Origin of the sequence: Lishizhenia sp., from assembly GCF_033720595.1 — a bacterium.
In the GTDB taxonomy this organism is placed as follows: Bacteria; Bacteroidota; Bacteroidia; order Flavobacteriales_D; family Crocinitomicaceae; genus Lishizhenia.
Map to the genome: position 1 here is coordinate 1 of NZ_JAWWCF010000050.1, position 17,022 is coordinate 17,022.

At 35.8% G+C, this 17,022-nt stretch carries 12 protein-coding genes; 6 read left to right on the forward strand and 6 right to left on the reverse strand.

What is annotated here, in order from left to right:
* Positions 1–346 precede the first annotated feature (346 nt).
* The 6 genes from R3333_RS05365 to R3333_RS05390 all read left to right on the forward strand — a co-directional run bounded on the left by R3333_RS05365 (position 347) and on the right by R3333_RS05390 (position 8,384).
* Positions 347–1,957, forward strand: a complete 1,611-nt coding sequence (locus R3333_RS05365; protein WP_318957761.1) for a CTP synthase — start codon at positions 347–349, stop codon at positions 1,955–1,957.
* Positions 1,958–1,966: 9 nt separating this feature from the next.
* Entirely contained in the window at positions 1,967–3,949 is a 1,983-nt protein-coding gene (yidC, locus tag R3333_RS05370; protein ID WP_318957762.1) for a membrane protein insertase YidC, read from the forward strand.
* 518 nt (positions 3,950–4,467) lie between these two features.
* Positions 4,468–5,322: an MBL fold metallo-hydrolase gene (locus R3333_RS05375; protein ID WP_318957763.1), complete on the forward strand. Its 855-nt coding sequence runs from the start codon at positions 4,468–4,470 to the stop codon at positions 5,320–5,322.
* A gap of 35 nt (positions 5,323–5,357) precedes the next feature.
* Positions 5,358–6,638 carry an SPOR domain-containing protein gene (locus tag R3333_RS05380; RefSeq protein ID WP_318957764.1) on the forward strand — a complete coding sequence of 427 codons (1,281 nt, stop codon included), beginning with the start codon at positions 5,358–5,360 and terminating at the stop codon, positions 6,636–6,638.
* Between the two features lie 8 nt (positions 6,639–6,646).
* The gene (locus R3333_RS05385) at positions 6,647–7,468 is read left to right on the forward strand and encodes a 1-acyl-sn-glycerol-3-phosphate acyltransferase (protein ID WP_318957765.1); all 822 of its coding nucleotides are present in this window, start codon (positions 6,647–6,649) and stop codon (positions 7,466–7,468) included.
* Positions 7,458–8,384, forward strand: coding sequence for a GNAT family N-acetyltransferase (locus R3333_RS05390; protein WP_318957766.1), 927 nt, complete (start codon positions 7,458–7,460; stop codon positions 8,382–8,384). Before R3333_RS05385 ends, R3333_RS05390 begins: the two co-directional genes overlap by 11 nt.
* A 43-nt stretch (positions 8,385–8,427) precedes the next feature.
* On the opposite strand, the gene R3333_RS05395 is transcribed toward R3333_RS05390, so the two are convergent.
* The 6 genes from R3333_RS05395 to R3333_RS05420 all read right to left on the reverse strand — a co-directional run.
* Positions 8,428–9,222, reverse strand: coding sequence for a hypothetical protein (locus R3333_RS05395; protein ID WP_318957767.1), 795 nt, complete (start codon positions 9,220–9,222; stop codon positions 8,428–8,430).
* Between the two features lie 3 nt (positions 9,223–9,225).
* Positions 9,226–11,163 carry a hypothetical protein gene (locus tag R3333_RS05400; protein ID WP_318957768.1) on the reverse strand — a complete coding sequence of 646 codons (1,938 nt, stop codon included), beginning with the start codon at positions 11,161–11,163 and terminating at the stop codon, positions 9,226–9,228.
* 282 nt (positions 11,164–11,445) lie between these two features.
* Positions 11,446–12,267: a hypothetical protein gene (locus R3333_RS05405; protein WP_318957769.1), complete on the reverse strand. Its 822-nt coding sequence runs from the start codon at positions 12,265–12,267 to the stop codon at positions 11,446–11,448.
* Between the two features lie 3 nt (positions 12,268–12,270).
* Positions 12,271–14,499 (reverse strand): M48 family metallopeptidase, encoded by a 2,229-nt coding sequence (locus R3333_RS05410; protein ID WP_318957770.1) that lies wholly within the window; start codon positions 14,497–14,499, stop codon positions 12,271–12,273.
* Between the two features lie 44 nt (positions 14,500–14,543).
* Positions 14,544–15,362, reverse strand: coding sequence for a hypothetical protein (locus tag R3333_RS05415; protein WP_318957771.1), 819 nt, complete (start codon positions 15,360–15,362; stop codon positions 14,544–14,546).
* 3 nt (positions 15,363–15,365) lie between these two features.
* Positions 15,366–17,022: hypothetical protein (locus R3333_RS05420; RefSeq protein WP_318957772.1), on the reverse strand; the 1,657-nt coding region annotated here is incomplete at its 5' end.

Below are 17,022 nucleotides of genomic sequence, written 5' to 3' on the forward strand. Positions count from 1 at the left end.
ACGCTTGACCGCAGACCACTAGCCAAACAACAACGGAGTAGAACGGATAGCCCGGTGAACAGCACACCTATCCGCTTAAATGCCCTCCCCTAATTCTTGATTGTTAACTCTAAATTCTACATTCATTTTATACCTTATATATAGGGCAGTAAAAAACACCGATCATGCAACACCCTTTCCTTGTCCTTTTGCCGCGCGGATAAATGGATTGAAAATGAACACATAAGCTCAAGGATTCCTCTACTGGTCCTCTGTTGACATTTATTCATAGAAAAAGCACTTTAACTTATGGTTATTAGGATTAGTTTGTTGTATCTTTGCGCCCCGTAGTTACAAAATTTAAGAAATGTCAAATTCTACTAAATACATCTTTGTAACGGGGGGTGTTGCTTCTTCGTTAGGAAAAGGAATAATTTCAGCTTCTCTGGCAAAGCTTTTACAAGCCAGAGGTTTTTCAACAACCATTCAAAAATTGGATCCATACATCAATGTTGATCCAGGTACATTAAACCCATATGAGCACGGTGAGTGTTTTGTTACGGATGATGGTGCAGAGACAGATCTTGACTTAGGTCACTACGAGCGTTTCTTAAACGTAAATACGTCTCAAGCCAACAACGTTACAACGGGTAGAATCTACCAATCAGTAATCGAAAAGGAAAGACGTGGAGATTACTTAGGAAAAACAGTTCAGGTTATTCCTCACATCACCGATGAGATTAAAGAACGTATCCAGATTTTAGGAAAAGATGGAAAGTACGATATCGTTATTACTGAGATTGGTGGTACGGTAGGTGATATTGAATCCTTACCATATGTAGAAGCTGTTCGTCAGATGAACTGGGAGTTTGAAAACGATTGTATCGTGATTCACTTGACTTTAGTTCCTTACCTAGCAGCAGCTGGTGAGTTAAAAACGAAGCCAACGCAGCACAGTGTAAAGCAATTGTTAGAATTAGGTTTACAGCCAGACATTCTTTGTTGTAGAACGGAGCACGATTTAGACTTGACTTTGCGTAGAAAAATTGCAAAATTCTGTAACGTGAGTCCGAACGCTGTTATCGAATCTAAAGATGCAGAGTCTATTTATGACGTGCCTTTATTGATGCAAGAGGAAGAGTTAGACATGGTGGTCTTGGAGAAATTACAATTACCAAGAAAAAACACTCCTGAATTAACGAACTGGAAAGAATTCTTAACTACACTTAAAAACCCAGAAACTGAAGTAAACATTGGTTTAGTTGGGAAATACGTTGAATTAAAAGATTCTTACAAATCAATATCTGAAGCCTTTATACATGGTGGTGTTGCCAACAAGTGTAAGGTGAATGTAAAATGGATACACTCTGAAAAATTAACTTCTTCCAACGTAGAAGAACAATTAGGAGGTTTAGACGGAATTTTAGTAGCGCCAGGATTTGGTTCAAGAGGAATCTCTGGAAAAATCACTGCTGTGAAATTCGCCCGTGAAAATAAAGTTCCTTTCTTCGGTATTTGTTTAGGTATGCAATGTGCCGTTATCGAATACGCAAGAAACGTACTTGGATGGGATGATGCACACACAGTAGAAATTTCTGACGACTGTGCTTACCCTGTCATCAACCTTATGGAAGAACAGAAAAACATTTCTGAAATGGGTGGTACGATGCGTTTAGGATCTTACGCATGTAAATTAAAATCTAAAACAAACATTTACGAAGCATACAATACCGAAATCGTAAATGAGCGTCACCGTCACAGATACGAATTCAACAACGAATATTTAGAAGAGTTTGAGAAAAACGGAATGATAGCTACAGGACGTAACCCAGAAACTGGATTGGTTGAAGTAGTTGAAATTCCTGAGCACCCTTGGTTTGTTGGAGCACAATTCCACCCAGAATACAAGAGTACGGTTCAGAACCCTCACCCTTTATTTACAGCATTTATTGGAGCTGCAATAAAGAACAAAAAGTAATCATAAGAAATGGATAGAAATACAATTATTGGATTAGGTTTAATCGGTGGTCTTTTGGCCCTATACACCTACTTCAATCAACCCACTGAGGAAGAAATTCGTCAAGCACAAGTTGAAGCCAGAGAACAAGCTATTGCAGATTCTCTTGCAGCTATAGCTCCTGCTGAAGATACAATCTCTTTGGAAGAAGCAAACACGGTTGCTGTTGCCAATCACCTACAACCTAAAATGGTTATGAATGCAGATTCTGCATGGGTGCAAGCTACAGATTCTTTAAACAACCCTATTTACACAGATACATTAACACAACAAGACACTGTTATTGTTGGTGGTTTATCTACTACAGCAGCTACGTCTGAAGTTGAAAACACATCTGTTTGGATAGAGAACGATCGTTTAAAAATTGAATTACACACAGAAGGTGGTAGAGTTGCAAATGTACTTTTGAAAGAATTTGAAAGCTACGAGAACTTTGCTAAAGAAGACAGTGTAATTACCGCTTTAAAATTAATTGACGGTGAGCATTCAAACAACGCGGTTCGTTTCCCTTACGAGGGGGGTGTTTATTCTACTGCTGACAAAGCTTTTGAAATTGTTAGTCAGAACGACAACAACGTTACGCTTCGTCATTCTTTAGGAGGAAACAAAGCCATTGAATACATCTACGCATTAGAAGATGGTAAGTACGACATGACTTACGAAATTCGCATGTATGGACTGGGTGAAGTTACCCCACAGAACGTAATGCTAGACTGGAACGCTAAATTGGTAAAGACGGAGCGTTTACTTTCTGAGCAAAGAAGAATCTCTACTGTATTCTTTAAAGAAAAAAACGAGAACTACGACTATTTATCGGAAGCATCAGATGATGACCAGGATGAATTTGAAAATGATATCGACTGGGTAGCCTTTAAACAAAGTTACTTCTCTTCTATATTGATGCCTGCTAATGGTTTTGGTAAAAATGGTTCAGATTTGAAGATTACAACTTTTGGTGAGAACTCTCCTTTTTACGATACACACATTAAAGACTACCAAGCGCAATTGAACTTGGGAATGACTTCTACGGATAATGGTTCTGTTAAAATGAACTGGTTCTTCGGACCCAACGATTACGAGCTATTATCTAGCTACAACAACGAAACAGAAGACATCATCAACTTAGGTTGGGGTATCTTTAGATGGGTGAATGTTTATGCGATTCAACCTTTATTTAACTGGTTTGCCAGCTTCGGTATTAACTTGGGTATTGCAATCTTATTACTTACGATTGTTGTAAAATCAGTATTAACTCCTATTCAATGGAAAATGTTTACATCATCTGCAAAGATGCGTATCTTAAAACCAGAGATAGAAGAGTTAAACAAGAAGTACCCGAACAAAGAGGATGCAATGAAAAAGCAAATGGAGACCATGGCCTTGTACAAGGAAACAGGTTCTTCTCCATTAGCAGGATGTGTACCTATGTTGATTCAGATGCCTATCTTATTCGCAGTCTTTAGATTCTTCCCGTCTAGTTTTGAATTAAGACAAAAGAGCTTCTTATGGGCAGAGGATTTATCTTCATACGATAGTATTGCGAACTTAAGTTTTGATATTCCATTCTATGGAGACCACGTGAGTTTATTTACTTTGTTGATGGCAGCAACTACTTTAATCTATACGATTTTGAACAGTAGTAACATGCAACAACCACAACAAGAGGGAATGCCAAACATGAAATACATCATGTACTTCTTCCCAATCATGATGATCTTCTTCTTTAACAACTACTCTTCTGGTTTAAGTTATTACTACTTCATCTCTACATTGATGTCTATTTTAACTATGGTTGTTATTAAGAACTTCTTTGTTGATGAAGAGAAATTAAAAGCTAAAATGGCTGCTAAAAAAGCTGAAAATGCTGGAGGTGGTAAAAAAGCGAAGAAGTCTAAATTCCAAGAAAGACTTGAGCAAATGCAAAAAGCTCAACAAGAGAAAATGAAAAAATAATCTTGACACATATTTTCGAAAAGCCTCAGTTTTACTGGGGCTTTTTTTGCTTACAGCTCTTTTTATTCATCCTCATTTCTTAGCAAACATACTCCCTTTAACCTCCATTATCTCTCCCTCACCTATCCATTTGAAAACTCTGGTTTCCAACAATGTAACTATTGTTACCAAAATAGATTTGTACACACTCTAAAGCCTACGTATCTTTGCAGCAGATTTAGATAAAAGAAAACAACGTTTCTCTACTTGTTTGGTAGCAAAGAAGAGAACAAAACAATAAAAGATTGTTGGTTGTAAGGAAAACCACACGTTAACCAATTGGGTTAACAACCGAGTACCAGGTTTGATTTTCTTTATCTCAGTTCTCGGTAAAAACCTAGAATTGGTATAAGGAAAATTAGGTACAATAATTTTCATAGTTTAGTTTTAGTTTCGGTAAAGGTCGCACTACACAAAATAGTGCGACCTTTTTCGTTTATTACAAATCTCTTAATAACTTAGGGGCAAAATAAGATACTATGACTATTTACCCGTTAAACACAGGAAATTTCAAATTAGACGGAGGAGCGATGTTTGGTGTTGTGCCCAAATCTTTATGGAGCAGAACCAACCCTGCTGATGCCAACAACATGTGTGATTGGTCTATGCGTTCTATGCTCATTGAAGATGGAGATAGATTAATTTTGATAGACACAGGAATTGGTGATAAACAATCTGAAAAATTCTTCTCGCACTACTACCTGTTTGGAGATGATAGTTTACATGGTAACTTAAAAAGACTTGGTTTTTCTGCCGATGACATTACGGATGTATTCTTAACACATTTACATTTCGACCATTGTGGCGGGGCTATTAGATGGAACAAAGATAGAACTGGTTTTGAACCTGTTTTCAAAAATGCTACTTATTGGAGTACAGAAAAACACTGGAACTGGGCTACTGAACCTAACGCCAGAGAAAAAGCATCTTTCTTAAAAGAAAACATATTACCTATACAGGAATCAGGACAATTAAAATTTGTGGATAGGCAAGGTGATTTCACGAAGAATGTTTTCAATAACATTGACCTATTGTTTGTGGATGGGCACACAGAAAGTCAAATGATTCCACACATCAAGTACAAAGGAAAAACTTTGGTTTTCATGGCCGATTTACTACCAAGTACTGGTCACATTCCTTTACCTTATGTTATGGGATATGATACTCGACCACTACTCACCTTAGATGAAAAAGGTAAATTCTTACAACGCGCAGCTGAAGAAGAGTACATCCTTTTCTTGGAACACGACAGTGTAAATGAATGTTGTACAGTTAAACAAACAGAGAAAGGGGTTCGCCTTTCAGAAAGCTTCAGTTTTAACGAACTGTTTTAATTCAAATCTCTATTTTTAAACATAAATAGCTTACCATGAACAAGTATCTTCAGCTTTTACTTCAATTAGAAAGTACGGTGATTATTCCAGATTTTGGAGCCATCATCATTGCCAATGAAAAAACAGGCGATTTACTTTTTAATGAATACCTTAAGTTCAACGATGGAAAACTAGTAAACTTCATTGTTGAGAACTCTAACATGGATGAGCAAGAAGCCCTGAATTTCATTTCTAAATACGTGCGTGAAATCAATGCACAATTAGACAAGGGTGAATCTTACGACATGTTCCAATTTGGTTCTTTCACGAAAAACAAAGACGGAAAAATTGTTTTTGTTTCTTGGGACAAAATTAAAAATGTAGGAGTTGCAGCAGTTCAATCTATCGTTGAGGAGGAAGAAGAGGCACAAGCTAATGAAGAGACTGAAGCAACAGAAGACAACAAGGATGAAGAAGCTCAAGACGTAGCAGAAGTTCCAACTCCAACAGCGCAAGATATACCTCAACCGGAAGAAACAGGTCGCGCAGAAATTGAGGAAGAAACAACTGCTCAAGAAGAAACTCCCAAAAAGGTAAACACGTACATTCCTCCCTCTCCTTTGGAAGAAGAACAAAAAGAGGAAGAAGAAGATCAAGAGAAAAAGGTTGAAGCACCTGTACAAGAAAAACCACAAGGAATAAAGGTTGCAACGGCTAAAAAAGTTGTGGTTGTTCCTCCTAAAAAAGAGAAAAAGAAAAACAGACTAGGTTTAATCATTATTTTGATTCTAATCATAGGTGCAGGAACCTTTGCTGCTTTACAATTAGAAAACATAAAATCTTACTTCAATAATAATCAAACAGAAGTTGCTACAACGGAAGATCCAACAACTGTAAAAGAAGATACACCAAAATTTGAAGAGGAAGAAGATATTGCAGATACAACTGAGGCAGCAGCTTCAAATATGGCAGTAATGGATAGTCTTTCAGCAAACACTGAAGAAGAGCTTTTAGCAGAGGTTAACGAATCGGAAGAAAGCACAATAGACGATACAGAAGAAGAGATTATCGAGGAAGCTACTGTAGAAGAAGTAGTTTCCACACCTGAACAAAATACAGGAGCATACAAAATGATTTGTGGAAATTTCTCAGAGTTAGCAAACGCTGAAAAACAGGTAGCAGAATTAAAAGCCAAAGGCTATAATGCCGAAATCATTGGTATCTTTGGCGGCTTACATAGAGTATCCATGAATAGCTACAACAGTTTCCAAGAGGCTGTGGATGCCCTTCCTGCTGCCAAGGAAGAAGTTAGCGGAGCTTATGTATCGCACCAATAAAAAGAACAATGAAGAAATTCATAGATGTTAGAAATATCATCGCGCAGAAGAATGCCAATCTATTGAAATGGATCCCTGGCTTTTTAATACGTTACGTACAAAAAATACTGCACGAAAAAGATGTGAATACATTTATAGATGAGCACAAACACCTTAATAGCTTTGACTTCTGTACAGCCGTTATCGATAAGTTCAACATAGAACTTTCTACCATAGGTTTAGAAAATGTACCCGATAAAGGTCCATGTGTACTCGCCGTAAATCACCCCCTAGGTGGTATGGATGCCATGGCCATTGTAAGTTTGTTACAGCACAAACGTAGAGATATAAAATTTATCGTTAATGATGTACTTCTCAACCTAGAGAATCTCAAGGAGATATTTATAGGCGTTGATAAAATTGGGAAGAATCAAAAAGAATCATTGCGCAAAGTAGATGAACTTTTTGGTACGGATCAACTCATATGTGTTTTCCCTGCAGGTTTGGTGAGCAGAAAAGTCAAGGGTCACGTAGAAGATTTAGAGTGGAAAAAAACCTTCATTACACGATCGAAACGATACAACAATACGATTATCCCCGTACACATCAATGGTGAACTTTCTAACTTCTTTTATCGTTTATCTAATATTCGAAAGAAACTGGGGATAAAAGGAAATATAGAAATGTTGTATCTTGTAAATGAACTCTACAAACAGAACAACAAAAAAATGCGTGTGTTATTTGGCACACCTATCCCAGCCGCGAGCTTGGACAAAAGTAAAACAGACAAAGTCTGGGCTCAAGAAATTAAAAACAAAGTTTACGCTTTAGAAAAGCAATATGACAAGTAAGGATATAATAGATCCTATTCCAGTAGAAATACTAGAAAAGGAATTGAATCAAGAGAGATGGGTACGCACAACGCGTAAAGGTGATAATGAAATTTATATTGTCAACAACCAAAATGCGCCTAATGTACTTAAAGAAATTGGCCGTTTACGTGAAGTTACTTTTCGTGCAGCTGGAGGCGGAACAGGAGCGTCTTTGGACTTAGACGAATATGACACCAATGAGAATTCTTACCAGCAACTCATCGTTTGGAGTAAAGAAGATAAGGAAATCATAGGTGGTTATCGTTTTATCGATTGTAAAAATGCCATTCGTCCGGAGGGTGAACCTGAATTGAGTACGGCACATTATTTCAATTTCACTGAAGACTTCATCGAAAATTACCTCCCGCATACGATAGAGTTAGGAAGAAGTTGGGTTCAACCCAATTTTCAACCTTCTAAAAACCCAAGGAAAGGATTATATGCTTTGGATAATATTTGGGACGGATTAGGTGCTTTAACGGTAACGAACCCCAACATCAAGTACTTCTTTGGGAAAGTAACTATGTATCCAGATTACAATACAGATTGTAGAGATTTTCTCTTACACTTTATGCATCACTTCTTTCCGGATAAAGAGGCATTACTCTCTCCGAAACATCCTTTAAAAAGTAAGGGTGACACTGCAGAGTTCGAACGTATGTTGAAAGATCTCGATTTTAAAGATGGATTTAAGGTATTGAATCAATACATACGTTCTAAAGGAGAAAACGTACCTCCTTTAGTGAACATTTACATGCATCTATCTCCTACCATGAAAACATTTGGCACGGCAGTAAACCCAGATTTTGGTGGTGTGGAAGAAACCGGTATACTCGTTACGATAGACGATATATATGAAGAAAAGAAAACACGACACATAGATCCGATGTTATAAAAAAAGGGCCTCAAATTGAGGCCCTTTTTTAATGTGCGATTCCTTAAAACAAAGGAAGAATATATTCAAGTCTAATTCTGGGAATTTTTAATATCATGGATGATTGATAATCTTGAATCAATAATCCATATTTACTCAAATTCTTATTGTTTTTAAAAAATGCATTAATGAAGTGAAAATTCACATCCATTTCAAAACCGAATCGGATAACCCCTACCTTTCCTAACACCATTGAATTCATAAATCCGTATCTAATAAAAGGAGAGGTATGAAATAATAAACCACCCTCATTTTCTTCTCTAACAATTGGGTAAATAGATTTCACATCACCATTATCTGTAGGATATATTGCTTTTAACTCTTGGTCTTTGGCACTTACATAATCAAACCCAAATTCTACACTATTTGAAAAACTTGCAAAGGGAAGTGCAGCCCATTTTTTTGACCTAAATTCAAGAAACATAGAAATCTTTTTTCTACTTACTTCAGCTAGCTCAACAAACGGATACTGTTTATGTTCTTGCGAGTATTCAGGGTAAAATTGAAACAACTCCTTCTCCCTACAAAATTGAGCTCCGACTAATATTCTTCCGGAAATAGACTTATAATATTTAAAAGATACACCACCTGGAAGAGGAGCCACCCATCCACTATTTTGATAGAAGTATTCTTCTAAATAAACCCCATTATTTCCTGTGTACTTTAAACTTGGTGTTAAACTCACAGATATAAAATTGGATTTTCCATAATAAAGCGCTCTCTTTTTCATCTCTTTCGTTTGAGAAAAGCCACAAATTGAAAGGAAAGCAAAAAATCCTATTGCTATATATTTAATCATAAATTAGTTCTTTAAAAAGTCATTTAAATACAAGGCAACTGAGGGTGCGTTTATTCCCTTCAAATACACATAGTTTGCCTCTTTAACAACCCCTCCCGTTCGCAGATCATATACAACAAAATGCAATTTTGTGTGGTTCGATCTTAAAGTCTTATACATTGCCAATGGGATAATTGGTACACCATATAAACTCACAGAATATAAAACTTCTAAAAAGTACACATGAACATTCGACCTTCCTTCAGCATCTGCCATGAGTAAGAGGTTTGAGTGGTAATCCAGCGTATCAAAAAAATCAAAATCAGGATTAATGTAAAACGGAGCTTCCATTTGTTGACGAACTACGGAATATCTTGTTATTGCTGCATTCTTATTATAATCATCTGTAAGTGCAGTTCCATATTTTGAATAATCTCCAACTAAACAATCTTCCGATTTCGCATAGGTCGAAAATCCGAACCTCATATTACTGGTCTTGATCATACTTTTATTTACCTTCTTTCCCTTATTACCTCGATAAACAGCAAGGGGATCAGCATAAAGCACAAGACTGTCGCCAAGATTATTTTGATAGACGCGCTTTTGTTCACTCAAGGTGCTAAATGCATCAGCTCGGTAGACATCCTTAGGTTCTTCATAGTCTTCAAGAAAGCGTTTATTTCTTCTCTTCATCTCCTCATTTAATACACCGACTAATGAAAATTTATAAGTATATAAAGGGTTCAAGTCCACTTTCTGCAGTAGTTTATTCGACTTACTCTCCTTCTTAACTTTTATCTTTGTATACTTATCCAAGGCTTCCCACTCTTCTTGAGAATAGCCATAATGCAGAATTGTTAAATCATCTACCTCTTTTTCAAATACACTGAGCCGTTTATTATTCTTCGCAACTTCCTCTTTTGTATATTCACTGTATTCATCTAAACGGATATTCTCTCCTATCAAAATTGCAAATAAAACCTTCTCCATTTGGAGTAAACTTGGTTCATACGGATATTCTTGCAAACAAACTTCAACTTGACGTAAAGCATATGACACCCTCTCCTTTTTTGAACATTTTTGTAGGAAAAATTGAAGTTCATATATACTACCTTGGGTATTGGGCCCCATATCAAATAAACTGAAATCTGGTTTTTCAAAACTTGAGTTTATCGCCAAATTTGTCCAGCTCAAAGCTTTTTTCAATTTTAAATATTTACTCTGAGGATGATTTTCCTCTAATACCATAACCTCATATAAAGCCTTACCGTACTTCCCTGCATACAGTGCATTTTGTACGCGTTCAAAACGAGCTATTTTTCGGATATAAGAAAAACTTTCTTCAGGTAATAGTTGAACATGTGAATTTCCTCCGTCCTCTGAACGAGTAACTTTTCTTTTCATCAACTTTTCTTTCCTATCTTCTATATTTGAGAAACTCCTGTTATCATCCTCGAACTCCTCGCTAAAAGTAATGGTTACTTTATCCTCAGGAATTAAATCTGAATTGAAGGGAACACCTTTACCTATTATCTTTTCCGGCGTTACTGTAACTTCATCTGTTGGCAAATACGAATAATACAAGATATCTAAAGTAATCGGGACTCGCGCTTTAGAGTATCCTGCTTCTAAATAAATATCAAGTCCCAATGAGTCTGCATCAAGTATTTGTTTTTTGCTATAATTTTGAAGCGAACGAAAGGGTTTTAATACCTCACTGCCTCCGTAATAATTATCAGGAAGTGTTAACCCATGTTGCAATTTATAACGTGCGATTTCTACTGACAGAACAAATGCCAAATCACTTTCTGTTTCCAATTGAGAAATTAATCCTGTAGTAACAAATATATTTCCTAAAGCACTTGTGAGAACCTTACATTCATTCGATTTTAGAATAAAAAAGTTTAACCGCGATAATAAATTTTGATCATCTTTCAGAATTTCCGCTGCTAATGCATTCACGTAAGTAGACAGTGTATCTCCATAAATCACCTTCCCAGAACGCAGTATAAAAGCTTCGGCGATTTTTTGGTTTTCTCCAAAAAAAGAAGAACGGTACACCACTGCAGGGTTAAAAGATTTATAATATCGTCCTTGTATGATTGCATGGATATCATGCGGCATATTTCCCCTCGCCTTGAGCGGTTTGTAATCATTAAAATTGACTTGACCAGTGGTTATGTTTAAGCCCAGCAGAAAAAGGACAAAACAATAAAAAACAGTTTTCATACTTACATTATTAACTTAAAATATTGGGAACACATACTCTACTCTAATTCGATAAAATTCGCGGATTACGGATTCTTTAAATTTTCTTGTCAAACTTTGAAACTCAGGGTCTATATTAGATTTTGCCACAATGTTTAAACAAAGATCTCCTCCCCATCTTAAGATTCCCATTTTATTCAAGGGTATAGAATTCATAACTCCAACCCTTACGAATACGGAGGTGAAATTAAATCCATAGGGTATGGTTGCTGAAAAATTACTCAAGTATTCATCATACTTTGGAGCTTGTGGATAATTCATTGTTTGATACTTAATATAAACAGGAGACTCTTGTGCTTGAACTCTTGCTTTTTCGAATCCTACCTCCAAAACATTTGTAAAATTAGCAAAAGGAAGCGCCGCCCATTGTTTACCGGTATACTCCCATACAAAAGAATATCTCCTGCGCTTAATCTCGGCTCTTGCAGGAATAAATCCACTTAAGTTATATTCATAAAGGTGCTCGTCAAATAAAGAGTTGTTGTACATATGAGCATCCGGATAATATCTTCCATATGCAAGTTTTACGGATCGCTGAGCGAATCCAAATCCAAATTTCATTCGATTACTTGTCGTTTTGTAATACCTAAATTCAAATTGATTCAAATGCGGAGTCAATCGTTTGACCTCTTTATATACTTCACCCCCTTCGTAGAATACAGCGTAAGTACGCCCTCCTAACCAAGGGGAATAACCAAAACCAATAAAATTTGATTTACCAAAATACTCTCCCTGTTCAACTTGGGCACAGAGAAAACTAAAACTAAGCAAACAATATAACACAACTACTTTCTGCATAACTTAATTTTTTATGAAATCATTTACATACAACTGAACAGAACCCTTAGTAAAGCGCTGAGAATAAAAGTACTCTCTTGTTTTCACAATTTTACCCGTTTTTAAATCTATGAGCTGCATGTGATGAAGTACACGCCTGGCTTTCATTCCCTTACTCCCCATGTATGCAACAAAAGGAATCCCAACTGGGATCAGAGATAATAACACCAAACCAGGATCTACATCCAGATTCACGTGTGTGAGGATATTTGACACTAGCAAATACCTACACATGAGTGTCTCTTGTAAATCTTGAAAGTATAAATAATCAGGATTTATGTATTCTGTATTCCCCAAATACTGCCGAACTCTGGTATACCTTCCCAAAGCCGCTTTTGCGTTGTACTCTTTCGTTGAAAAACCAAGGAGAGAAGAACTTAACATATCTACCTTATCGTTATTTTTAGAGTAACTCAAATACCCCTTTAGTATTCTACCTTGATTTCTCTTCGATTTTTCCCAATCGATTTCCTGATTTTTGACATGATATACCGATGGTGTCATTAACACAATATTGCCTTTATCTAGTTTTACCTTTTTATAGACCTTTTTGGAATGAACCATGAAATCATACCTCTTCGAAGGTATAGATGATCTTTCCTTTTCTAAGGCATATTCTTCCTGTGCTTTATTGAATAGAATTTGAACCTTGTCATCTATTGCTAGATCAGGCAAAACGTATAAATAAAGTTGGTTAGAATCTACTTCTTCTAAAACCACCTCCTCAATTGTATTACTAGCCCTTTGTTTTGCTTTTATTTTTTCAAATTTAGAAAGGGACTTCCATTCCTTTGCTGAATATCCATAATAAATATCCTGCTCATCCTTGGGGTTTGTTTTTTGTTTACGTCTATTCTGTTCTTCAAGAATTTCTTTAATTGAAAACTTACTGTAAGCCTTCAAATTCATATTGGTCCTTGCCATCAATTTAAGAAGAGCATATTGAAGCTGGTTCAAAATATACTCGTTCGGATATTTTTGTTGTGTGTTTACAACATGTCTCATTGCATAACTTAACAATTCTTGGGGACTTGATTTTTCAAGAAAATGATAAACCTTAACTATATTCCCTTGCGCATCTCCATCCCATAATCCGTCAGACATAAAATCAATGAATTCTACTTTTGCTACTGCAGCATTTGTAAAAGCCAACGCTTTCGAAATATCCAGAAATTTACTCTTGGGATAATCTTGTTGCAATACATTTATTTCATAAATACACTTAGCGAACTCTGCAGAATATAAGTGGTTTTGCACCCTTTCGAACCTCGCTAAATTTCTTATAAATTCGAATCTTTGTTTCCCTAACTTGTATAAATCCCTCCCTTTTGTATTGGCGTGTAACTTCTTATATAAGTGTTTAACATATTCTTTACGTTTTTCAATATTCGGGTGACTACTATGTTCGTCGTTGTAATCTTGATTAAAATCAATTGCCTTAATTTCCTTTGTAATTAGATGAGGGGAGTGCACTGAATTTTCACCAAATAGAAAACGTTCTTCCAATTCAACTTCGTCTATTGGTAAATAAGAATAATACAGCATATCATAGGTGAAGTCAATATTCTCAAACTTATACCCCGCCTTTAAGAACAATTCTAAACCTAAAGAGTCGGCCTGAAACTCCTGCTGCTTACTATATGCCGCCATATCATTAAATTTCAAGCTTTTATTATCCTTGGTTTCTTTATGAAAATTTAAACTGTGTCTTAATTGATAGTGAGAAACTTCATGAGCAATAACAAAAGCCAAGTCACTTTCAGTACTCATTTGAGAGAGCAAACCTGTTGTGATATATAACATACCTACACCACTCATAAAAGCATTGCACTCATTGGTTTTTAGCACATAAAAATCCAACTCATCGTATAAAGAAGCATCGTCCTTTAAAATGAGTTTTGCGAGATCTTTGATGTATTGAGACAAGGTATCTCCATAAATTACCAAACCGGAATTCAAAAAAGTTTGCTCAGCAATACATTGATTCAAGATGAAATCAGGATCTTCTATCATGTTAGAAGAACGTAAATTGTTCGTCATAAATTCAACCCTCTCCTTTAGGGTTAAGGTGAATTTTTTCGGAATTTCACCACTTGATTGTAAAGGTGTGTAGGCATTAAAATCTATCTGACCTTGGACTTGTATCACAAATACAAAAAACCAGGCAAAGTGAAGTAAGCGATTATAGTTCATGATTAGTGTTATTCAATAATTTAAGTAGTGTGGAAGGCGATTAACTAAAATGCAAATATCAATTCTGTTCTAAAATTCACAACACTTCTAAAAGCCATGAGTTTAAAGGTTGACATAGCCACGGCATAATTATTTTCGGGGAGTGTATAATCAGATATATCGTAATTGTACCTAAAGGCCTCCATGTAGTTGAAGTGAAAGGTAGCATCAAAACCGTATCTAAGAATAAAGGACTCTGATAACGGTACAGACTGCATAGCTGTGTAACGAAAGAAAACACCTGTATTGTTATACCCCTCCGGCTTAGCAAAAATATTTTCTAAACTAAATGTATTCACAACAGCATTTTCTTGAAGTTGTTGATCATCTCCTAGGAAAAATTCATCCACGGCATAAAATTCTCCCGTTAACGGAATGTCCGCTTGTTCAAATCCAAGCTCTAACCTATTCATGAAATTCCCCATAATCAAAGAATTCCACTCGTAAGATGAAAATTCTAAATATAAAGAGACTTGATTTCTATTGATTTTAATAGGAGAAAAGAATTCACCAGAATTATACTCTTGTGGACTATATAAAGTAAAGTTAGACCTTCTGTAGCTTGCACCAATTAGAAAACGATTCGAAAGAGCTCTACTCGCACTAAAATTGAAACCTCCAGGCCTAAATGTAAAAACACCTTGACGTTTAACTTTATCACCGTCTAAATAAAAGGGTGAACTAAGAAGATTTCCCATCTTAAAGTCAACCGTAGGATTTACACCTATTGAAATGAAATTTTTCTTACCAAAAAAACCTACTTTCTTCTGCGCAACACTACTTAACGCAGTCAATGTTGCTACTATCAATAACATCTTTCTCATGGCTTAGTTGTTTAAAATATCGTTTAAGTACAAACTCAAAATTGTTTTACTTGGTCGAGCATTAAATGAATAGGAACTCTGTTTAACTATTCCACCAGAATGCAAATCAAAAACAACGATATCGTAACGCACCTTGTGCATCTTTGTAAGTTCCACAGCTATGTGCGGCGGTAAAATGATAAATAAGGTATAAAATGATAGGTAAACGTAGTTTGGATTTAAGGTTAAATGTTTGTCATCCACCAGTAAAGAAAACACAAAGTAATCACTATTATATTCCCTTGAGATTTCTTCAAATTCATCCATATCTGGATTTACGTAATAGGTAGAACCCAAATCTAAATAACTGTAGAAATAACGTTCAAGCGCGGCTCTCGCATTATACCCTTCAGTACCTACTTGAGCCAAATTGTGTTTATTTAAATTTACAATAGCATTTTGCTTACCGTGTACATAAGGATATTCATCATAAACCTCGTGCATTTTTCTACTCAGCTTTAAAGTTTTGTTGTATTGAACAACTCCAAAGTTCTTTCTAATCGCAACGGGCTCAACAAAGATCAACTTCTCTTCACTTAAATCTAAGGTCGGTTGCGCTTCTATGTAAGATACATATTGTCTTTGCTTTAAACGATTTAAAGAATCCTCTAAATCTTCTTGCGCCAACAATTCCTCCTCGTAACTTTTGAATGTCTCCAAGTAATCTTCATTTTTAGCAATATCTGAAAGCGCATATAAAAGATATTCTGAGCTATCCACTTTATCTGATGCTGAAATGATACCATCATCTACATAGCTCTTTTTTATCTTTATTTTATCGTACTTAGAAAGTTGGTCCCATTTCTCAGGCGTATAACCGTATTTATTTTTATCGTCTGTATTATTTATTCCAGTAACTGTATCTTTTTGCGCATTGAGTGCTTCAATTTCGGCTACGGTTTCCTCTAAAGTTTTTGCATAAAACTTGGTCAAATCCAGGTCTTCCAAAATCATTAAGTGCAATAAAGTATTTTCCATTTTCTCAAACATTTTATCATTTGGAAAATGTTCTTTTAAGTCCAACACATTTCTCAAAGCATAAACCACAAAATCATCATCAGATAATTGATCAAAGAAGTAGTTTACTCCAGCAATCTTTCCTTCCAAATCATCGGGATCTGTAAACACATCGCTGTTTGAACCTTCTACGGCGTAAACTGCAGCATTTGTCCAAGCCAATGCTTTAGAGCGCATCAAGTGTTTATTGTTTGGGTATTGCTTCTCTAGAATTGCAATTTCATACAAACAGTTGGCATAATCTTTTGAATAAAGCCAATTTTGCACACGTTCAAAACGCGCAATACTTCTAATACCTTTAAACCTTTCTTGTCCTAATAGGTATTGGTCGGTTCCTTTAAATTCACTCAGCTCTTCCTCGTAAAGTTTCAGGGCAAACGCTTTTCTATTTTTTATGTTAGGATGAGAACTTTTCGAATCGTCGTAATCTTCAGTAAAATCAATTGCCTTTTCCTCAAGCTGCAAATAATCAGCCGGAATGTGTGCCAGATCACCCACCAAAAATTCTTTACCAATACTTACTTCATCTATGGGTAAGTGAGAATACATTAAGATATCAAAAACTTGTTCTATATCCTCAATGCTATATCCCGCCTCTAGATAC